The organism is Bacillus sp. YKCMOAS1 (assembly GCF_030268125.1).
GTDB classification, from domain to species: Bacteria; Bacillota; Bacilli; order Bacillales; family Bacillaceae; genus Bacillus; species Bacillus safensis.
Map to the genome: position 1 here is coordinate 339,828 of NZ_BSEI01000001.1, position 19,475 is coordinate 359,302.

At 42.9% G+C, this 19,475-nt stretch carries 20 protein-coding genes and 1 pseudogene; 3 read left to right on the forward strand and 18 right to left on the reverse strand.

Annotated features, from left to right (window positions below):
- Nucleotides 1–68: 68 nt before the first annotated feature.
- Nucleotides 69–410, forward strand: a complete 342-nt coding sequence (locus QSJ46_RS01830) for a MazG nucleotide pyrophosphohydrolase domain-containing protein (RefSeq protein WP_047203862.1) — start codon at nucleotides 69–71, stop codon at nucleotides 408–410.
- A gap of 27 nt (nucleotides 411–437) precedes the next feature.
- On the opposite strand, the gene QSJ46_RS01835 is transcribed toward QSJ46_RS01830, so the two are convergent.
- Both QSJ46_RS01835 and QSJ46_RS01840 read right to left on the reverse strand, forming a co-directional pair.
- Nucleotides 438–2,060: a SulP family inorganic anion transporter gene (locus QSJ46_RS01835; RefSeq protein WP_047203861.1), complete on the reverse strand. Its 1,623-nt coding sequence runs from the start codon at nucleotides 2,058–2,060 to the stop codon at nucleotides 438–440.
- Nucleotides 2,061–2,097: 37 nt separating this feature from the next.
- The gene (locus tag QSJ46_RS01840; protein WP_047203875.1) at nucleotides 2,098–2,679 is read right to left on the reverse strand and encodes a beta-class carbonic anhydrase; all 582 of its coding nucleotides are present in this window, start codon (nucleotides 2,677–2,679) and stop codon (nucleotides 2,098–2,100) included.
- Nucleotides 2,680–3,231: 552 nt separating this feature from the next.
- Between QSJ46_RS01840 and QSJ46_RS01845 the strand changes: the two genes are divergently transcribed.
- Both QSJ46_RS01845 and QSJ46_RS01850 read left to right on the forward strand, forming a co-directional pair.
- The gene (locus QSJ46_RS01845) at nucleotides 3,232–4,209 is read left to right on the forward strand and encodes a 2-hydroxyacid dehydrogenase (RefSeq protein WP_047203860.1); all 978 of its coding nucleotides are present in this window, start codon (nucleotides 3,232–3,234) and stop codon (nucleotides 4,207–4,209) included.
- 345 nt (nucleotides 4,210–4,554) lie between these two features.
- Nucleotides 4,555–4,881: pseudogene (locus QSJ46_RS01850) on the forward strand (ribonuclease); the annotation flags it as partial.
- Nucleotides 4,882–4,931: 50 nt separating this feature from the next.
- On the opposite strand, the gene QSJ46_RS01855 reads toward QSJ46_RS01850, so the two are convergent.
- The 16 genes from QSJ46_RS01855 to hisG form a co-directional block, all read right to left on the reverse strand.
- Complete coding sequence (locus tag QSJ46_RS01855) at nucleotides 4,932–5,675, reverse strand: arylamine N-acetyltransferase family protein (RefSeq protein ID WP_047203859.1); 744 nt, start codon at nucleotides 5,673–5,675, stop codon at nucleotides 4,932–4,934.
- A 38-nt stretch (nucleotides 5,676–5,713) separates the two neighbouring features.
- Nucleotides 5,714–5,971: an HPr family phosphocarrier protein gene (locus QSJ46_RS01860; RefSeq protein ID WP_024423549.1), complete on the reverse strand. Its 258-nt coding sequence runs from the start codon at nucleotides 5,969–5,971 to the stop codon at nucleotides 5,714–5,716.
- Between the two features lie 26 nt (nucleotides 5,972–5,997).
- On the reverse strand, nucleotides 5,998–6,948 hold the full coding sequence (gene whiA, locus QSJ46_RS01865; protein WP_003213321.1) for a DNA-binding protein WhiA: 951 nt from the start codon (nucleotides 6,946–6,948) through the stop codon (nucleotides 5,998–6,000).
- 17 nt (nucleotides 6,949–6,965) lie between these two features.
- Nucleotides 6,966–7,925, reverse strand: a complete 960-nt coding sequence (locus QSJ46_RS01870) for a gluconeogenesis factor YvcK family protein (RefSeq protein ID WP_047203858.1) — start codon at nucleotides 7,923–7,925, stop codon at nucleotides 6,966–6,968.
- Nucleotides 7,926–8,813 carry an RNase adapter RapZ gene (rapZ, locus tag QSJ46_RS01875; RefSeq protein WP_039183329.1) on the reverse strand — a complete coding sequence of 296 codons (888 nt, stop codon included), beginning with the start codon at nucleotides 8,811–8,813 and terminating at the stop codon, nucleotides 7,926–7,928. It abuts the gene before it with no gap.
- Nucleotides 8,814–8,852: 39 nt separating this feature from the next.
- On the reverse strand, nucleotides 8,853–9,317 hold the full coding sequence (locus tag QSJ46_RS01880; protein WP_024423553.1) for an 8-oxo-dGTP diphosphatase: 465 nt from the start codon (nucleotides 9,315–9,317) through the stop codon (nucleotides 8,853–8,855).
- Nucleotides 9,318–9,674: 357 nt separating this feature from the next.
- A complete protein-coding gene (trxB, locus tag QSJ46_RS01885; RefSeq protein WP_048238006.1) occupies nucleotides 9,675–10,625 on the reverse strand; it encodes a thioredoxin-disulfide reductase in 951 nt (316 codons plus the stop codon).
- A 234-nt stretch (nucleotides 10,626–10,859) separates the two neighbouring features.
- On the reverse strand, nucleotides 10,860–12,251 hold the full coding sequence (locus tag QSJ46_RS01890; RefSeq protein ID WP_047203857.1) for a C40 family peptidase: 1,392 nt from the start codon (nucleotides 12,249–12,251) through the stop codon (nucleotides 10,860–10,862).
- A gap of 364 nt (nucleotides 12,252–12,615) precedes the next feature.
- The gene (locus tag QSJ46_RS01895; RefSeq protein WP_285604196.1) at nucleotides 12,616–14,076 is read right to left on the reverse strand and encodes a tetratricopeptide repeat protein; all 1,461 of its coding nucleotides are present in this window, start codon (nucleotides 14,074–14,076) and stop codon (nucleotides 12,616–12,618) included.
- 131 nt (nucleotides 14,077–14,207) lie between these two features.
- Nucleotides 14,208–14,837, reverse strand: coding sequence for a bifunctional phosphoribosyl-AMP cyclohydrolase/phosphoribosyl-ATP diphosphatase HisIE (hisIE, locus tag QSJ46_RS01900; protein WP_058837573.1), 630 nt, complete (start codon nucleotides 14,835–14,837; stop codon nucleotides 14,208–14,210).
- The gene (gene hisF / locus QSJ46_RS01905) at nucleotides 14,834–15,592 is read right to left on the reverse strand and encodes an imidazole glycerol phosphate synthase subunit HisF (protein WP_047201833.1); all 759 of its coding nucleotides are present in this window, start codon (nucleotides 15,590–15,592) and stop codon (nucleotides 14,834–14,836) included. Before hisF ends, hisIE begins: the two co-directional genes overlap by 4 nt.
- Nucleotides 15,589–16,326, reverse strand: a complete 738-nt coding sequence (hisA, locus tag QSJ46_RS01910) for a 1-(5-phosphoribosyl)-5-[(5-phosphoribosylamino)methylideneamino]imidazole-4-carboxamide isomerase (RefSeq protein ID WP_047201834.1) — start codon at nucleotides 16,324–16,326, stop codon at nucleotides 15,589–15,591. Before hisA ends, hisF begins: the two co-directional genes overlap by 4 nt.
- A complete protein-coding gene (gene hisH, locus QSJ46_RS01915; protein ID WP_047201835.1) occupies nucleotides 16,323–16,961 on the reverse strand; it encodes an imidazole glycerol phosphate synthase subunit HisH in 639 nt (212 codons plus the stop codon). The genes hisA and hisH overlap by 4 nt, the downstream gene beginning before the upstream one ends.
- On the reverse strand, nucleotides 16,961–17,545 hold the full coding sequence (hisB, locus tag QSJ46_RS01920; protein ID WP_212039661.1) for an imidazoleglycerol-phosphate dehydratase HisB: 585 nt from the start codon (nucleotides 17,543–17,545) through the stop codon (nucleotides 16,961–16,963). The genes hisH and hisB overlap by 1 nt, the downstream gene beginning before the upstream one ends.
- The gene (hisD, locus tag QSJ46_RS01925; protein WP_047201837.1) at nucleotides 17,545–18,831 is read right to left on the reverse strand and encodes a histidinol dehydrogenase; all 1,287 of its coding nucleotides are present in this window, start codon (nucleotides 18,829–18,831) and stop codon (nucleotides 17,545–17,547) included. The genes hisB and hisD overlap by 1 nt, the downstream gene beginning before the upstream one ends.
- Nucleotides 18,828–19,475: an ATP phosphoribosyltransferase gene (gene hisG / locus QSJ46_RS01930; RefSeq protein WP_039181668.1), complete on the reverse strand. Its 648-nt coding sequence runs from the start codon at nucleotides 19,473–19,475 to the stop codon at nucleotides 18,828–18,830. The genes hisD and hisG overlap by 4 nt, the downstream gene beginning before the upstream one ends.

A 19,475-nucleotide genomic window follows, 5' to 3' on the forward strand; every position in this document is an offset into this window, starting at 1 on the left:
AGCCGTTTCTTCTATATATAGTGTAAAATCAAAAGAGTGAACACCATATAAGGAGCTGTATAGAGAGAATGCAAACAACTGAAATGGAGAAGTGGATCAAGGATTTTTATCAAATGAGAAACTGGACAGAATATGGACCGTTTATCCGGTTAGGCTTCTTAATGGAAGAAACGGGAGAACTCGCTCGTGCTGTTAGAGCAATAGAAATTGGACGAGACCGGCCTGATGAGCAGAGACAGGAATCATCTGAGCTGAAGAAAGAACTCATTGAAGAAATGGGAGATGTCTTAGCAAACCTCCTCATTTTAGCGGATCTCTATGACGTCACAGTAGAAGAGGTCTTCAGCACTCATCAACAGAAACTCACAAAGCGTTTTTCTGGAGAAAAAGAGTCAGTAAAAAACACGTGACCAAGCTGTCACGTGTTTTTCTAAGCCTTAAAGATGCTGTGGTGAGATGTCATCTGTTCGTTCAAAGAAATGCTGCTTTCCGATATGATGGAAAAGACCTGTTCGATGCAAAAGCTCCTTAGGCTGTGATTGAAGCCCAACGATCATCAGCTTTCCATTATGATGCTTTAACCGATTGGAGATATTCATGAGAACCGCTTCTGCCGACGTGTCCATATAATTGACTTTATTCATAAGCAGAATGAGTGTTTTCGGTTTTGTTTGAACATGGTCCAAAATCGAATTTTCCAATGAATCTGTTGTTCCGAAGAAGAGCGGCCCTTCGATGGAATACATACTGATCCCTTTCTCGTCTACCTGTTTTTCTAAAGCAGCTGCTGTTTCCATCTGAGGAACAGCGACATTTGTATGGATATTGGTCGTCTGGCTCATTTTTTTGATAAAAGCGATAAACGCTAAAATGAGACCAGCGGTGACGCCAATAATCAAATCACCGATCACTGTGAGCAGGAAGGTCACGACAAGTACAAGCGAATCGGCATTTTTCACTTTCACAATATTGATAAATTCTTTTCTCTCACTCATATTCCAAGCAACAAACATTAAAATTGGTGCCATTGCAGCAAGTGGAATCATTGACGCATATGGCGCAAATACCATTAAAATTAACAAAACGACAACGCCATGCACAACACCAGAAATCGGACTTGCTCCGCCATTTTTTATGTTCGTTGCCGTGCGGGCAATAGCGCCCGTCGCTGGAATTCCTCCGAAAAGCGGTGCCGCCATATTGGCAATTCCTTGCCCAACAAGCTCTTTATTGCTGTCATGCTTAGAGCCTTTCATATTATCAGCAACCATTGCGGATAAAATCGATTCCACGCCGCCCAAAAGTGCAATGATAATTGCTGGAGGCAGGAGGTATATCATTTTTTCAATCGTCAATTCAGGAAAAGCGAAGGTTGGCAGCTGACGAGGGATTTCACCATATGCAGAGCCAATCGTTTCAACTTGTCCTTGAAAGAAGAGAACGGCGAGAAACGTAGAAGCCAATAGACCTAATAGAGCACCAGGTATTTTGGGAATGTATTTTTGTGCCGCCAAAATCACGATGAGCCCGGTGACGGCTGTGATGATGGCGAGACTGTTTGTGGTACCGAGATGGACCACGATTTCTCTCATATTGAGGAAAAAGCTTTCATGTTTTTCAACACCCTTTAATCCGAGGAAGTTGGCAATCTGTCCTGAAAAAATAATGACAGCAATGCCAGCAGTAAAACCGATGATAACCGGACGAGGAATAAATTTCATGAGCTTTCCTAGTTTGAATATTCCGAATAATACAAGCATACAGCCTGCCATAAAACCGGCAATAAGCAAGTTTTCAATACCGTACTGGCTGACGATCCCGAATAAAATTGGAACAAACGCCCCAGTCGGCCCGCCGATCTGATACTTTGAACCACCAAACAATGAAATCAAAATGCCGGCAACGATGACTGTGTATAATCCATATTCTGGTCCGACACCAGATGCAATGGCAAATGCCATGCCTAAAGGAATTGCCACAACCCCCACGACAAGCCCAGCGATTAAATCGCGCCTAAACTTTGATGAATTGTACCCTTCAAATCTTCCATAAAAACGCATGGTATGTGTTGGCCTCCTTTAAGTATGTGTAGATGATTTAGGTATACTGCGGGTCAATCAATTTATCTTTCACAACGACATCCAGCTTTCCTGTTGCTGGATGAATCACCAGTCCATGAACAGCCACATCACTTGGCATCAGTGGATGCTCTTTCACTAATTTCACACTTTGGGCCACGCTCTCTTCAACTGAATCAAAGCCTGTCAGCCAGCCCTTTAAATCGACTCCTGAGTTTTTTACAATGCTTAAGCATTTCTCTTCGATTCCGCGTGCTTTCGCCTTTTCAAGTAAAGGATCCGCCGCAAGACCTGCCATTCCGCATTCATGATGACCTACAATGCATACTTCCTCTGCCTTTAGCTCATAGATAGCTAGCAGGATACTCCGCATCACACTGCCGAACGGATGTGTCACGATGGCGCCCGCATTCTTAATGATCTTTGCATCCCCATTGCGCAGCCCCATAGATTGCGGCAATAATTCCAAAAGACGGGTATCCATGCACGTTAAAATGACCAATTTCTTCTCAGGGAATTTCCCCGCTTTGTAAGGCTCATAGTGTCTCTCATTCACAAACTCTGAATTGTGCTGAAGAATCTGTTCTAATTTTGATCCCATTTTGCCATCTCCCATCTTTTTTAAGTAACGTAAGCTCGTGCCTGTCCCCCTTTTCCTTCTCGTGTTCTCAAGAATAGAGAAGAAAAATGATAGAAAAAAAAGAAAAAAATGAGAAAACGATGAGAAGAAATATCATTATTTTCTCTATTTTACGCTGCATCCCAACGGATTCGCGGGTTTGTTTTCAATCTATTGTTCTCATCACACTAAAAGACAATAAAATGGTTTAGTAGAAAATGACCATCCCGTTTAATACATTTCAAATATAATAAATTTTCTATCAAAAAGTCTCGATCTATTTTCCAGTTTGTCAGATAACCTCTCGTAAAATCTTGCAAATTCACATGTCTCCTCTACCATCCAATTATTTTTATATAGATAAAAAATGCATCAGATGGCATATGAATCTACTTTTTCACTAAGAAAATGTCTTTCTTTACCGTTATTTTAGTATATTAAATATTGAGCTGCTAACATTCAAACGTGTTCTGCCGAAATGGTTGCTTTATAATAAAAGGAGTAAGATGACCATGTGAAAGGAGCGAATTGACTGTGATACCACACATTTTTGTCGCCAAACCCTTACCTGCTTCTTTTGAGGAAATGCTAAAGGAACATTGTACATACGAGGTTTGGCAATCTAAAGACCCTATTCCAAGAGACATTTTGTTTGAGAAGCTGCAGCACGCTGATGGTCTTTTAACGTCTGGGACGAAAATCGATCAAGAGCTGTTAGATCACGCACCAAAACTCAAGGTAGTGAGTAATAACTCTGTCGGCTATGACAATTTCGATATAGAAGTGATGAGACAAAGAGGCGTGATTGGTACGCACACCCCTTATACGCTCGATCATACCGTGGCTGACCTTGCCTTTTCACTCATACTCTCCTCTGCGAGAAGAATCGCCGAGCTTGATCGTTTTATCCGTGAAGGAAAATGGACGAAATTCGTACAGGAAGAAGAGGTCTTTGGCATCGATGTACATCACCAAACGCTCGGTATTATTGGCATGGGTCGTATTGGAGAACAAGTTGCCAAACGGGCAGCACATGGTTTTGATATGAATGTTCTTTATCATAACCGAAGCCGGAATGAAAAGGCTGAATCGGCGTATGGCGCTGTCTATTGTGTACTTGATGATCTTTTAAAACAAGCTGATATCATCGTGTTGATTACACCGCTGACCGAGGAAACGTATCATATGATTGGGGAACGAGAATTGAAGTTAATGAAGCAAACGGCTTTATTTGTAAACATTTCCCGCGGGAAAACAGTGGATGAAAAAAGCCTCATTCAAGCACTTCAGGAGGGATGGATCAAAGGCGCTGGTCTTGATGTGTATGAGCAGGAGCCGCTTCAAGAGGATCATCCTTTCAAAGAGATGAACAATGTCACCCTAGCCCCTCATATCGGTTCCGCTACTGAAACAACAAGGGATCTCATGCTGAAACGAGCCATTCATAATGTGATTCATGGAATAGATGGGAAGGCGCCTGTTGATGTTGTGAAGGAGCTTGCTTCATCTTGATCAAATAAGACGCAGGGAACTGAACTGCGTCTTTTTATTTATTTCTTTAAGAGGCTTCAGGAGAAAAGTCTCATTTTAGCAAAGATCCTGATTCTTTACATTTCCTTCATGTTCGGGTGCTATAATATGAGGTAGACAAGCATCAAGAGGACGGCATCGGATTTCCTTAATAGGAGGATGAAGATGAAAAGATTGAGTTCAGTTTTGACTATGTTCGCTCTGATCGCTGCTATTCTGTTTTCTGGATTTATCCCGCAGCAAGTTCATGCAGAAACACCTCTTACACCAACAGCCACAACTGAAAATGCTGCTATTCAGCTTACGTCAGATGTACGTACCCTTGCCGTCATTAATACGTTTGATGGTGTAGCAGATTATTTAATTCGCTACAAACGACTGCCTGATAACTACATTACGAAATCACAAGCAAGTGCTCTCGGATGGGTGGCATCTAAGGGAAATCTAGCAGAAGTGGCGCCAGGTAAAAGCATCGGTGGAGATATTTTCTCAAACCGGGAAGGACGTCTTCCTTCAGCAAGCGGCCGCACATGGCGTGAGGCAGACATCAACTACGTTTCAGGCTTCCGCAATGCTGACCGTCTTGTGTATTCAAGCGACTGGCTCATTTACAAAACAACAGACCATTATGCGACTTTCACACGTATTCGATAATCAATAAAAAAGACAGCCCTGTTTCATCTGGGGCTGTCTTTTAGTATGGTTTACGGTATAAGCTTTTTCACGTAATCCTCAAAAGGAATCGGAAGCGGCTTTTTCGACACTTCTTCATGTTCATGTGTGGTGACATGATCCTCAGTAACGATCACACGTCCTGTTGGCGTGAGCTTTGACGCAAGCGGTCTTTTGTTAAAAGGAGAGGATTCATTTTCATAAATCTCGTGTCTCAATTGGACCAATGCAGCCTCGTCCACCTTGTTCAATGTGAAAGCATAGCCTGTTTCAGCACCATCTCCCTTATCTAACTGAAGCAGATGTGTCCCTTTTTCGGTTTCCTTTGCTTTGACGCGAAACCGAATAGACGCTCCTTCCACCCAATCTTCTGTAAAAGGCACAGGCTGAAGAGGTAAATTCACACCAAATCCCGCATCAATGAGAAAGCGTTCGTTATGATGCTTCAACATGATGGCTACATGCGTGCCATCAATGGCCCACGTGTCCGCTTCTTTGATATACACTGTCCCTTGAAGAAGCTGTACAGAGAGCCCTGCCTCTTTTAACACATAGTATAAGAGAGGATTGAGATCGTAACAAAGACCTCCTCTGTTTTCTTCAAGAAGATGCTGCTTCAACCCTTCTTGATTCAAAGCGTAGGATTGTTTGTTCAGAACAGATCTATTTTCGAACGGAAAGGTATAGGCCATTTTTTTTAATAATACAGGTAAGTCATTAAAGGTTATGGACTGACCTTCATATCCGATCTTCTGTAAAAAAGCTGATTGAATCATGACATTCCCTCCTAAAAAAACTGAGCCTTTGAAGAGACTCAGTTTTCTTGATTGATAAAATCTGTTAACGCCTCAATGGCTTCTTGTTCGTCCGCACCATCTGCAATCAGTGTGACAGTAACCCCAGAGCTGATCGCAAGACTCATGAGACCCATAATGCTTTTCGCATTGACTTTTTTCCCGTCTTTCTCTAGAAAAATATCAGCTCCAAAGCGATTGGCTTCTTGTACAAACAAAGCAGCTGGACGTGCCTGCAAGCCTGTTTTCAGCTGGATGGTGACCGTTTTTTCCACCATATGATCTGCCTCCCTTTTTCATTCTCCTATTTGAGTGTAACAGCTTGTCCATTTCGTAATTGTTCTGCAATTTGATCTAGCTTTCTTAAACGGTGGTTAATCCCTGACTTGCTAATCTTGCCGCTTTCCACCATTTCTCCAAGTTCCTTCAGCGTGACTTCTTGATAGTCGACTCGCAGTTTGGCAATTTCACGAAGCTTATCCGGCAGGGCATCAAGTCCAATTTTTTCATCAATAAATTGAATGTTCTCAACCTGACGCAGTGATGCACCAATCGTTTTATTCAAGTTTGCTGTTTCACAATTGACGAGCCGGTTGACGGAGTTCCTCATGTCTCGGACGATTCGCACATCTTCAAAGCGAAGCAGTGAATTATGAGCGCCCACAACACTTAAAAATTCCGTGATTTTTTCTGCTTCCTTCATGTACGTAATGTACCCTTTTTTGCGCTCAAGTGTTTTACTATTGAGATGAAATTGATTCATCAGCTCACAAAGGGCATCATTATGTTCTTTATATAGTGAAAAAATCTCAAGGTGATAGGAGGACGTTTCTGGATTATTCACAGAACCGCCTGCTAAAAAAGCACCTCTCATATAGGAGCGCTTGCAGCATCTTTTCTTCACGAGCTCCTCTGAAATATTGCGCTCAAATACAAATTGCTCACCTAATATTTTCAAATCCTCTAAAATGGTTTTCGCTCGTTCTACCAGTCTGACAATATACACGTTATTCTTTTTCAATCTCATTTTTTTACGGACGAGCAGCTCGACTGTCACATCGTATTTCTTTTTGAGCAGCGTATAAATACGTCTTGCAATGGCTGCGTTCTCTGTCTGTATATCTAAAATCAATTTTCGATTAGAGAACGATAATGAACCGTTCATACGGATGAGGGCAGAAAGCTCTGCTTTTGTGCAGCAGTCCTTCACGTCCAGATTAGTCAGCTCTTTTTTTGTTTCGGATGCAAATGACATCCTTGCCACCCCCATTCCTATTTTTTCTGATGCAGTAGATCGACAAGCAGCGAGGCTACTTTCAGCGTGTCATGACGAATGACATGCTGGTCATATGTAATGATTTCTCCAGGAATCACTTCTAGTCCCATTGCTTTCAGTGCATCTGTGTCGAACTGGACAGGCTGTGCCTGTTCTTCTGCATATTTTGCTTTGATTTCTTCTGGAATTTCTTTATTGTTCACAAAAATCGTATCGATAAATGGACGAGCCATATGATCATTTAATGCCTGAACATGATCAGCAGCACTGTAGGAAAGCGTTTCCCCTGGCTGCGTCATGACATTGCAAATATACACTTTTTTCGCCTTTGAGCGAATCACTTCTTCTCCAATATGCGGGACAAGCAAGTTTGGCAAAATACTCGTATACAGGCTGCCAGGCCCAATGACGATCAAATCCGCCTCACGAATGACTTGAATAGATTCTGGCAGCGGTTCAATCGTATCGGGTGTGAGGAACACTCGTTTAATTCGCTCACCATAGGTGGGAATTTTCGATTCTCCTGTCACCATTTGCCCATTTTCTAATTCCGCATGAAGAACAACACTTGAATTTGCTGCTGGCAATACTTTTCCTCTCACATTTAAAACCTTACTCATTTCAGTAACGGCATGAAAAAAATCACCGGTTATATTTGTCATGGCCGCAAGAATGAGGTTGCCGAGTGAGTGGCCTGTTAAGTCATTCCCTTTGTTAAAACGGTGCTGAAATAAATCTTCTACAAGCGGTTCAACATCAGAGAGAGCCGCAAGAACATTTCGAATATCACCTGGAGGGGGAATATTCAAATCATGCCGCAGTCTGCCTGAGCTGCCTCCGTCGTCAGCAACCGTTACTATAGCGGTAATGTCCACTGGCTTCGTTTTTAGCCCTCTGAGCAAAACAGATAAGCCAGTGCCACCGCCAAGAATGACCACCTTTGGTAGTGTCGTCATCTATTTTCTGCTTCTCTTTTCAATGTCCCGGTGAGTGACATGTGTATAGTAATCGTTTTTAAAATACTCCGATAAATAGTTGGCCAGCGTCACAGATCGATGCTGCCCGCCTGTACAGCCGATGGCGATCACAAGCTGGCTTTTTCCTTCCCTCTTATACGACGGAAGCATAAAGCTGAGAAGATCGATTAATTTCTCTGTGAATTTTTGCGTTTCACTCCATTTCATCACATAGGAGCGCACTTCTTCATCGTTTCCAGTCTGTGGACGCATACTCTCAATATAGTAAGGATTAGGCAGGAATCTCACGTCAAAGACAAGATCAGCATCAATCGGCAGACCGTATTTAAAGCCAAAAGACATCACGTTTACTGTAAACACCTGTCCTTGGTTTGTGGCAAAGTGCGTGACGATTTTTTCTCGCAGCTGTTTTGGTTTTAAATCCGATGTATCAAAAATCATTTGAGACCGGCCTTTTAACTCCTCTAACAGCTCGCGCTCCATTGCAATTCCTTCAAGCGGCAAACCTGTTGTCGCAAGGGGATGCGAACGTCTCGTTTCTTTGTATCTTGAGACAAGCACCTTATCATTTGCATCTAAAAATAGAATTCTTGGCGTGATCCAGTCAAGATCACTCATTTCATCTAAAGCCGCAATTAAGCTGTCGAAAAATTCGCGTCCGCGCAAATCCATCACAAGAGCGACCTTGCTCATCTTGGAATTCGATTCCTTCATGAGCTCTAGGAATTTCGGTAAAAGTGATGGCGGCAGGTTATCAACACAAAAGTAGCCTAAATCTTCAAAGCTTTGAATGGCGACGGTTTTCCCCGCACCTGACATTCCTGTAATAATCACAAGCTGAATATCTTCTTGTTTGTGTGTATTCATGCCTGCTTCCTCTCCTTCTTTATGAAAACGGTTCATGTATTATTCTCCCTGAGGATCTAACCGATAAGCAATCAGCTCAAAATCGGGTGTATACGTAAAAGTGCCGTGCAGAAGTCCTTTTCCTTTGAGCATAAAATCAAGAATATGGGAATCTCCTGGAGCCATCGGCAAATGAGGCACATCCTTTACGTCATGCCATTTTAAAATGCCTTCCTCTGACTCTGTTACATTTTTTCCGGTAAATGAATCTGCCATAAAGGTGAACATCATCCACTCTTGAACGATTTGATCGCCTTCTTTTATGATAAAGGTAAAAACACCTTTCAGCTGCGGATTTAAAATATAAATACCTGTTTCTTCTCTATATTCTCGAACGACTGAATCCTTGACCGATTCTCCGCTTTCCATTTTGCCGCCCGGTGCTACCCACCAGCCCCGTCTTGGCTTTTGCAGCAAGAGAACTTGATCTTCGTGATGCAGCACACAATTGGTTACTCGTTGCATCAGCTGTCACCTACTCTTTTATGTCTTTAACTTATTATACAGGTTCAACCTGACTCCCACAATGAACATGCCCGTTCTTCCCCGAAAACAGACCGGTTTTCGTTTGAATGATGTCACGGGCAATTTCTCTACTCTTTATTTTACAGCATCTAACGGTTCTCCATGCGTCATTTGTGAACATCTGGTGAATTTCTGATTTTAGGCAAAAAAAAGGACACGGATTCACATCCGTGCCAAACATGTATTCCTTATAAAAGGGGGTCAATTACTAGTTTTATCATAACGGAAAATTATTTCACCCGTGTTACATTCCAGTTAAAAGCCCATGACGCTATATTAAGGATTTACGACAGCCATTTATTTCGTTGCTTTGAGTTTTTCAGCAAGCTCTTCTACATAATGCTGTGCGCTTTGTGCTGCAATACTTCCGTCTCCTGTTGCTGTGACAATTTGACGAAGTGTTTTTTCACGAATGTCACCCGCTGCGAAAATACCTTCCACTCTCGTTTCCATTCTTTCGTTTGTCTCGATGTAGCCTTCTTTATTTGTAATGCCGAGATTTTCAAATGGTTTAGACAGTGGCAGCATTCCGATATAGATAAAGGCGCCGTCTGTTTTAAACTCTTCTTCTTCACCAGTCACCGTATCAATCAATGTCACACTGCCGACTTTCCCGTTTTCTTCATTGATCTGTTTGACGGTTTTGTTCCACATGAAGTCAATTTTTTCATTATCAAAGGCACGCGCTTGTAAAATGCTTTGTGCACGAAGCTTATCGCGTCTATGGATAATCGTTACTTTAGAAGCGAAGCGTGTAAGATACACACCCTCTTCTACAGCAGAATCTCCGCCGCCAATGACGACAAGCTCTTTGTTTTTAAAGAATGCTCCGTCACATACTGCACAATATGATACACCGCGGCCGCCAAGTTCTTTTTCACCTGGTGCACCGATTTTTTTGTATTCAGCCCCTGCCGCGATAATGACAGAGCGTCCTTTGTATTCTTTTGAGCCGGCTTTGACGATTTTGTACTCTTCACCGTTCACGATTTCTTTGATATCGCCATACGCATACTCTGCACCGAATTTCTTCGCATGCTCAAACATTTTATTTGAAAGTTCCGGCCCCAAAATGCTTTCAAAGCCAGGATAGTTCTCGACATCTTCCGTATTCGCCATTTGTCCGCCTGGAATTCCTCTTTCAATCATTAATGTTGAAAGATTTCCCCGTGATGTATAAACAGCGGCTGTCATTCCGGCAGGACCCGCTCCAATGATGATCGTATCGTAGATTTTTTCTTCTGACACAACTGTCACTCCCTCTTCAATTGCTGCTCGCATTTCTTATTAGAATGCCCTTGGGTGATGCTTCCATTCATGACAGAGAGCATCATTTCCACTCTTAGCTTTTATTCCTTACCCATATCCTATTAAATCTGCGGGGAATAAGCGAATCATTTGCTCATATCTTCAAAAAAAGAAAAAGCTTCCTTAAACTGCTGTTTAAGGAAGCCTGTTTACGGTTATATAAAAAGTAATGATTTATTCAACGACTCTTCTTACAACGCCTTTGAATGCTTTTTTCCAGTATACGTTGCTCATTGAGTCAACTGAAACACCGCGAGAGCTGTTATCGTTCAAGAATGTACCGTTTCCTAAGTAAATACCAACGTGTCCATTTACTTTATACGTATCAAAGAACACAAGGTCTCCGCGTTTCATGTCAGATGCACTTACAGCTCTTCCTTTACCTACAAGCGAATCTGTTGTTGTACCGCCAACTGGTCCAAGGTTGATACCTGCTGATGCAAATGCCCAGCGAACGAATGAAGAACAGTCAAAACGACGTGCGTCAATATCGGCTTGTGATCTGCCGCCGCCCCATTTATATGGAGATTGTCCAACAATAGTAGAACCTGTGCTGATTGCACCTTCAATTCCGCCTACGTTACTGCTGACAGGTGATCCACCGCCAGTAGATGGCTTCTTGCTTGGTGAGCTGCTGTTGCTGTTATTGTTATTGTTGTTATTAGATGACCCGCTGTTACTCGAAGACGGGCTGCTATCGTTATTTGAGCTGTTGTCTTCCGCTTGAACACTAGCTTGACGCTGCTGCTGTTGTCTTTGCGCTTTTTCTTCTTTTGCTTTTTGAGCTGCTTCTCTAGCTTCTTTTTCAGCTTGTTTTTGTGCAGCTACTGTTGCGTCTTTTTCAGATGCAATGCTGTTAGCCTCACTGTTTAACTCGCTGATTTCTGAAAAAGCACTTCCTTTTTGCTTTTTCACTTGCTTGAATAGCTTGTCTTTTTCATCAAGCTGTTTATTCAAGTCTGATTGAAGTGTTTCAAGCTTTGCAAGTGTGCTTTGCACATTTTCAAGCTTTGTGTTTAATTCGTTTTCAGACTTTTGAAGCTCTGCTTTGTCTTTTTCCTGCTCTTTAATGATTTCACTGTCTGCGTTGATCAGTGTAGAAACTGCACCTGCACGACTGATGAAATCACTAAAGCTTTTTGCTCCTAGTAATACATCTATGTATTTCGTAGAACCGCCGCTCTCTTGAAGGGCACGTACACGCTTTTTCAAGAACTCGTTTCTTTCTTCAATACGTTTTTCTGTATCAGCAATTTCTTTTTTCAGTGCTTTGATTTCTTTTTTAGTTTTTTCATTTTCTTTTTGTTTTTCTTCGATTTGATCACTTGTTTTTAAAGCTTTCTCATCAATATCTTTAAGCTTTTGTGCAAGTGCCTCTTGTTTTGCTTCAAGCTTTGAAAGCTCTTCTTTTTTCTTTTGAAGATTCTTGTTTACCTCAGATTGTTTGCTGTCTAGTTCTTGTTTCTTTTGTTCAAAGTTCTGTGCGTTTGCTTCATGTGTAAATGGAATAAATAAACCGCTCGCTCCGATCACCGAAGCTAAACCGAAAGTAATAAACTTTTTCACGAATAGTTCCTCCTTTGACAATTTCCCAAGCGACATTAGAAAGCAGCAAATTCTCTGCGACCAATCTGTGCTCTCTATGTCTTTCTTCCTGATTGTTCAGTCAGATGTTGACCAGATTGTTTCTATCACTAGGTGTTTCATTATGTATAGTAAAATATTTAAATATCTATCTTTGTTTTAATCCACGATTTTCATTATACATGAGACATCGACAAAATGAGCTAATATTTTTATTACATTTATGTTTCAAAAACATGTCGTGATTGTCATACTTCGCCAATTCCTTGCAAATCCCACCTTTTTATCCAAGAAAAAAGCATGACCTTTTCGGCCATGCTGGGACGTTCTCAATCTATTTACCTATTTAATCAATTAACGTACAGATTTCTCGTTCGTATTTTGACAGTGTTTGAACACTGATTTGAAAAGCAGACGCAATGTCTTTTTTGCTGACAGCTGATTCTTCTTGTTCATTCATCCATAGATAATAGGATGCTGCTGCCCAGGCAGGCGCATTTTTCTTATCAATACCAGAAGCACGTGCCTGCTGAATAATATGGAATAACCAAAAATAAGGCATATGGCTGTCAGGCTGAACGGCTTCCTCCAAACTAGATGCCGCCTGTTTTGCAAAAACTGCATCTTCTGAAAAAGACTTTTCTTTCATTTCATCTTCATACAAAAGCAGTTCTATGAATTGCTGTTCAAAGGCCGTTTTCGCTGCGCGTGCATCAAGGACAGACTGCAGAACGTCACGTTCTCCTTTTTGTTTACTGACATAATACGCAGTCAGCCGTTCCTCAATCGAGACCATTGGCTCAGTCACCTCAGGTTTATCCTGCCAAGGCTTGATTTCATCTGCGTCGATGTCTTCTTCGACCATCTTATCCCAAACCGTTTGGGCGAGCGTCTTGTGACCTGTATGATAGGCTGCGCTTGCAAGCCAGTATAAAAATGTACTATCTCCCTGAAAACCTGTTTTGTACAAAGAATAAAGCCATTTAAAGGCCCATTCAAATTCTCCTATAAGGGCAAATGTTGCACCAAGCTTATAACGCTGTTCACTTAGTATTGGATACACGTGCGTTAATTGCTTCGCTAACTTGTTGACCTTCTCTTCTTCTTTTTCATAATGGTAGAAGACTAGCTGATTGCAAAGGGCATGCAGATTACCGGGATTTTCATGAAGGACCCGGTTCAACATTTCTTTCGCCTGATGGATTCGACCAGAATAAAAATAGGCCAAAGCGAGATTATTATACGCTGACCAAAATTCTGGATACTCAACAATCATCTGTTCTAGCATCTCAATGGCTTCATCGAGTCTGCCGCTTTCTAGCAAATGGTTTGCTTGATCCTGCTTCACAATCAGGTCATCCTGATCATAAGGAAAATCTTCGTCCTCTTCGTCGCTCATATCGAGCAAGTCAAGAAGGTCGTCATTTTCATCCGCAAATTCCCCGTTCTCTTCCAGCGCGGCATAAGCAGTAGCTGATTTATATGCCTCTTGAAATAGTCCGAGATTGGCATAATTATTGGCTTTAAAGTAGTGACACTCAGACATGTTTTCATCGATGTGTTCAAGGATGAAATCAAGCAGTTCATTTGATTGTTGGTAATGACCCATTTCAGTATAAATAATGGCAAGCTGTGACAGCATTTCTACATTTTCAGGCTCAAGTACGATGGCCCGCTGTATTAGCTTACTTGCCCTAGACAAATTTCTTTCTCTATATGCTTTAAGACCTTTATGAAAAAAGTAATGCCCATCTTGAAAAAGCTGGACGACTTGTGTGTGATTATTTTGAGAAGTGTATTTACTCACCGATACCCTCCATTTCGAACAGTGTACCGTGTGTAGTATAACATACTTCACCAGTCGTCACATAGAACAAAAGGAAAGGAAGGATTTGTTTTTCATTTAAAAATAAAAAGCCTGGGATATCCCCCGGCTTTTCATTCACCTTGATGACGCTTTTTTAATACCTTTAATACATCATCAAGCGGCAATTGCTGTTCACGTAATAGCACAAGAAGATGATAGAGGAGGTCCGCTGTTTCCCATTTCAATTCTTCTTGATCTCGGTTTTTCGCTGCAATGATCACCTCAGACGCTTCTTCCCCTACCTTTTTCAGGATTTTATCGACCCCTTTTTCAAATAGATAGGTAGTATAAGCACCTTCAGGCATTTCCGCCTGACGCTTTGCAATGACCTGTTCAAGTTCATTTAATATCGCAAAACGATCCTGCTCTTCGCTTTGGCGCTTTACGCCTTCTTCCGAAAAACAGCTATAGCTGCCAGTATGACAGGCTGGGCCGCTTGGCGCGACAAGGACAAGCAGAGCGTCCTTGTCGCAGTCATATCGAATAGAACTCACTTGCTGGGTATGTCCAGAGGTGGCGCCTTTGTGCCAAAGCTCGTTTCTCGACCGGCTATAGAACCATGTTTCGCCTGTCTCCAGCGTTTTTTCATAGGACTCTTGATTCATATATGCCAGCGTCAATACTTCCTTACTTTGAGCATCCTGTACAATCGCAGGAATCAGGCCTGCTTCATTAAAAGTTAATTCATTTGCCTGTTTCATCTGACCTTCACCCCGTGTTCTCTCAAATATGTTTTCACCTCGTGAATAGAGGTTTCTTTATAATGGAAAATGGAGGCTGCTAATGCTGCATCAGCTTCTCCTTTTGTAAATGCCTCCAGCATATGCTGGGCATTGCCAGCGCCGCCAGAAGCGATAACTGGCACAGTGACTGCCTCTGATACAAGCTTTGTCAATCGATGATCAAAGCCTGTCTTTTCACCATCGGCATCCATACTTGTCAGTAAAATCTCTCCTGCACCTCTTTGCACAGCTTCCTTCGCCCAGTCGCTAACCTCTAAATCTGTTTGACGGCGTCCTCCGTGTGTATAGACCATATATGCTTTTTTCTCTTCATCGTATTTTGCATCAATTGCAACAACGATACACTGGGAGCCAAAAAAGTCAGCACCTTCTGAAATCAGTTCTGGCCTTAACACAGCTGCTGTATTGACAGATACTTTGTCTGCACCCGCTCTTAATATACGCTTCATGTCATCAAGGTGGTTAATTCCGCCTCCTACCGTAAATGGTATGGCAAGAGTGGACGCGACTTGTTTGACCACATCCACCATCGTTTTCCGGCCTTCATGCGACGCAGAAATATCAAGAAAGACGAGTTCATCCGCCCCTGCCTCATCATAGATCTGCGCTAATTCTACTGGATCACCAGCATCCTTTAAGCCTAGGAATTGCACTCCTTTGACAACACGCCCTTCCTTCACATCAAGACATGGGATGATTCGTTTTGTCATCATATGCCGTCAAGCCCTTCAAATGCTTCCGCTAAAGTAAACTGCTTCGTGTAAAGTGCTTTTCCAATGATCGCACCAGACACACCAGTCTCTTTTTGCGCTGACAGCTTTTGAAGATCAGCTACCGCGCTGACACCGCCTGAAGCAATCACTTGTTTGCCGGTTGCTTCTGCTAAGCGAACCGTGCTTTCCACATTGGGACCAGACAGCATGCCATCCATTTGAATATCGGTGAAAATAAAGACCTCTGCGCCTTCCTTTGCCAATTCCCTGCCGAGCTCCTCTGCCTTCACTTTAGACGTTTCAAGCCACCCTTCAGTCGATACAAAGCCATTTCGCGCATCAATCCCAATTGCGATTTTCTCTCCATATTGCGACAGCATTTTTTTCACAAAGGCTGGGTTAGATACAGCTGAGCTGCCAAGAATCACTCTATCGACGCCGTTACTTAAATAAAAGGCAACGTCTTCTTCTGTCCGAATACCGCCGCCAATTTGTACCTTCACATCTAAGGAAGAAGCAATCGCCAGCACATGCTCATGATTGACACGTTTCCCTGCTTTTGCACCATCCAGATCCACAAGATGAATCCACGTCGCTCCATCCTTCGCAAATTTCGCGGCCATGTCGAGCGGTGAATCTCCATAAATGGTTTCCTGATCATAATCTCCTTGTACAAGACGTACACATTTGCCATTTCTCATATCAATCGCTGGATATAATGTAAACTCACTCATTTGCTCACCCTCTGTTCGTTTGCTAATAGAATAAATTGTTTGAGCAGCGCCATTCCCGTTGTACTGCTTTTTTCAGGGTGAAACTGTGCACCAAGCACATTTCCCTTGCCAACGATTGCTGGTACTTGAACACCATAGTCCGCGCTTGCTAATTGCTCATCTGGGTTCATATCACTCACATAATAAGAGTGAACAAAGTATGCAAATCCTTCTGGTACACCGTCAAACAATGGGGAGGGCTGATGAAATGTAAGCTCATTCCACCCCATATGAGGTACCTTCAGCCTTTGCCCGTCCTGATCACGATCTTTTAAAAGAACGACACGCCCTTTTAACAGCCCCAATCCTTTTGTGTGGCCTGCCTCTTCGCTTTCTTCAAATAACAGCTGCATGCCAAGGCAAATGCCGAATAACAACTTTCCTTCCTGTACAACTTGATGAATAAACGCCTCAAGTCCAGTCTCTTTTAACAGCTGCATTGCATCACGAAACGAACCAACTCCGGGCAAAATATAAGCATCTGCTTTTTTCAGCTCCTCCACATCAGAGGAAACGATATAGCGGGCACCTGCTCGTTCCAATGCTTTTGATACGCTGAACAAATTTCCCATTCCGTAATCAATGACTCCGATCATTAGAGCATCCCCTTTGTCGAAGGAATTCCTTTCACACGTGGATCAATGGTTGTTGCTTCATCTAAGGCACGTGCCATCGCTTTAAAAATGGCTTCAATCATATGGTGTGTATTCGTTCCGTAGTGAACAATGACATGAAGGTTGATCCGGGCTTCAAGTGCAAATTTCCACAGAAACTCATGTACTAACTCTGTATCAAAGGTACCTACCTTTTGACTTGGAAAGGACGCTCTCATTTCCAAATGAGGACGATTGCTTAAATCGACCACGACCTGGGCAAGTGTTTCGTCCATCGGAACAAAGCTTGAACCATACCGCTTAATTCCCTTTTTATCGCCTAACGCTTCCTTAAACATTTGCCCAAGCACAATGCCGATATCTTCTGTTGTGTGGTGATCGTCAACATCCGTATCTCCTTTCGCATCGACGGTCAAATTAAAGTGTCCATGCTTCGTAAATAAATCAAGCATGTGCGTCATAAAAGGGACGTCTGTTTGAATATCCGCTTTTCCTTCTCCATCAATTTCTAGCGCTAATGAAATGTCCGTTTCATTTGTTTTTCTCGCTGTTTTCGCCTGTCTCATTACGATTCCTCCCGCTTTCTCGCTTCAATCGACCTTGCATGCGCTTCAAGCCCTTCTAATCTGGCAAAAGCGGCAATGCTTTCACGGTGTGTTTCAAAGGCCTCTTGACTATATGAAATAATGCTCGTTTTCTTTTGAAAATCAGTCACACCAAGCGGGCTGGAGAATCGAGCTGTTCCGTTTGTTGGCAGCACATGATTCGGTCCTGCAAAATAATCGCCCACCGGCTCTGGACTATAGCGTCCTAAGAAAATCGCGCCCGCATGCTTGATTTGACCAAGAAGTGATTCTGGATATGCTGTCAGCACCTCTAAGTGCTCTGGTGCTAATTGATTGACGACGTCTACTGCACGATCGATTGATTCTGTCACGTAAATATGGCCATGATCTTGAATGGATTGTGCTGCGATTGATTTTCTCGGCAAAGTATCAAGCTGCTTTCTGACTTCAGCCTGCACGCTTTCAGCAAGTGTCTTAGACGGTGTTACCAAAATACTAGATGCCAGCGCATCATGCTCTGCCTGCGAAAGTAAATCCGCCGCTACCTCATGCGCGACTGCTGTTTCGTCTGCTAGAACTGCAATTTCACTTGGACCTGCAATCATATCAATATCTACCTGACCAAATACTTCCCGCTTTGCCAGCGCTACATAAATGTTCCCTGGACCTGTGATTTTATCAACAGGCTTGATGCTTTCCGTTCCATAGGCAAGTGCCGCAATCGCCTGTGCACCGCCCATTTTATACATCTCAGAAATACCAAGCTCCTTCGCCGCAGCTAAGACAGCGTCAGAGAGACGTCCATCTTTCCCAGGGGGTGTCACAAGAACGATTCGTTCAACGCCAGCAACTAGCGCAGGGATCACATTCATTAAGACAGATGATGGATAGGCCGCTGTTCCGCCTGGGACATACACACCTACCGCATCAAGCGGTGTCACCTTTTGACCAAGCATTGAGCCGTCCTTTTGGTGATAAAACCAAGAGGATGTCAACTGGCGCTCATGGTATGTGCGAATATGCTTGATAGCCGTTTGGATAATCTGAATCATCTCTTTGTCCAAGCGGTCACAGGCTTTTGCCATTTCATCCTCTGTAACAAGCGGATCTTCAATCAACACACCGTCAAATTGCTTTGTAAAAGACCGTACAGCTTCATCACCATTTGTTCTCACTTCTTGTATAATGCGCTGAACAGCCTGACGCTGCTCTTCTGTTCCTGTATCTAAAGACCGTTTGAGTGAGAGAGTATCTGTCTCACCTTCTTGTATGCAGGTGATGTTCATGATGATTCCTCCCCTTCTCCTTCAATAATTCTTGCAAGACGCTGTGCCATTTCATCGATCACCGTATCCTTCATCCTGTAGCTCACAGGATTGACAATAAAACGTGACGTGATATCACAAATATGCTCCGTTTCCACAAGTCCATTTTCCTTTAGTGTTTGACCTGTAGAGACGATGTCTACAATGCGATCGGCAAGCCCAATGAGTGGTGCTAATTCAATGGAACCATTCAGCTTAATGATCTCCACCTGCTCCCCTTGCTCTCTAAAATAGGACGATGCGACATTTGGGTACTTTGTTGCCACACGCGGTGCGACACCACCCCAGCTCGCTCCTGGCAAACCAGCAACAGCTAAATGACATTTACTGATGTTTAAATCGAGCACTTCATACACATCACGAGCTTCTTCGAGCATGACATCCTTTCCTGCAATGCCAACATCCGCCACACCGTGCTCTACGTAGGTGGTCACATCCATTGGCTTGGCTAAAATAAAGCGGAGGTTTTCTTCTGGTACATCTATGATTAATTTTCTTGAATCCTCGAATTCCTCTGGCAGCTGGTACCCCGCCTGTCTTAACAGCCCGGCTGCTTCTTCAAATATCCGGCCCTTTGGCATTGCCATCGTCAACACTTTACTCAT

What these genes read in the sequence shown, in the direction of transcription:
- QSJ46_RS01855 (WP_047203859.1), bottom strand. Translation starts at nt 5,675, where the DNA reads ATGATTCAATCAGCTTTTTTACAGAAGATCGGATATGAAGGTCAGTCC.
- QSJ46_RS01860 (WP_024423549.1), bottom strand. Translation starts at nt 5,971, where the DNA reads ATGGTGGAAAAAACGGTCACCATCCAGCTGAAAACAGGCTTGCAGGCA.
- QSJ46_RS01840 (WP_047203875.1), bottom strand. Translation starts at nt 2,679, where the DNA reads ATGGGATCAAAATTAGAACAGATTCTTCAGCACAATTCAGAGTTTGTG.
- QSJ46_RS01880 (WP_024423553.1), bottom strand. Translation starts at nt 9,317, where the DNA reads ATGCAACGAGTAACCAATTGTGTGCTGCATCACGAAGATCAAGTTCTC.
- hisA (WP_047201834.1), bottom strand. Translation starts at nt 16,326, where the DNA reads ATGAGTGAGTTTACATTATATCCAGCGATTGATATGAGAAATGGCAAA.
- QSJ46_RS01870 (WP_047203858.1), bottom strand. Translation starts at nt 7,925, where the DNA reads ATGACGACACTACCAAAGGTGGTCATTCTTGGCGGTGGCACTGGCTTA.
- hisB (WP_212039661.1), bottom strand. Translation starts at nt 17,545, where the DNA reads ATGAGACAGGCGAAAACAGCGAGAAAAACAAATGAAACGGACATTTCA.
- QSJ46_RS01835 (WP_047203861.1), bottom strand. Translation starts at nt 2,060, where the DNA reads ATGCGTTTTTATGGAAGATTTGAAGGGTACAATTCATCAAAGTTTAGG.
- whiA (WP_003213321.1), bottom strand. Translation starts at nt 6,948, where the DNA reads ATGTCATTTGCATCCGAAACAAAAAAAGAGCTGACTAATCTGGACGTG.
- hisG (WP_039181668.1), bottom strand. Translation starts at nt 19,475, where the DNA reads ATGAGTAAAGTGTTGACGATGGCAATGCCAAAGGGCCGGATATTTGAA.
- hisF (WP_047201833.1), bottom strand. Translation starts at nt 15,592, where the DNA reads ATGATGACAAAACGAATCATCCCATGTCTTGATGTGAAGGAAGGGCGT.
- hisD (WP_047201837.1), bottom strand. Translation starts at nt 18,831, where the DNA reads ATGAACATCACCTGCATACAAGAAGGTGAGACAGATACTCTCTCACTC.
- hisIE (WP_058837573.1), bottom strand. Translation starts at nt 14,837, where the DNA reads ATGAAACAGGCAAATGAATTAACTTTTAATGAAGCAGGCCTGATTCCT.
- rapZ (WP_039183329.1), bottom strand. Translation starts at nt 8,813, where the DNA reads ATGAATACACACAAACAAGAAGATATTCAGCTTGTGATTATTACAGGA.
- hisH (WP_047201835.1), bottom strand. Translation starts at nt 16,961, where the DNA reads ATGATCGGAGTCATTGATTACGGAATGGGAAATTTGTTCAGCGTATCA.
- QSJ46_RS01830 (WP_047203862.1), top strand. Translation starts at nt 69, where the DNA reads ATGCAAACAACTGAAATGGAGAAGTGGATCAAGGATTTTTATCAAATG.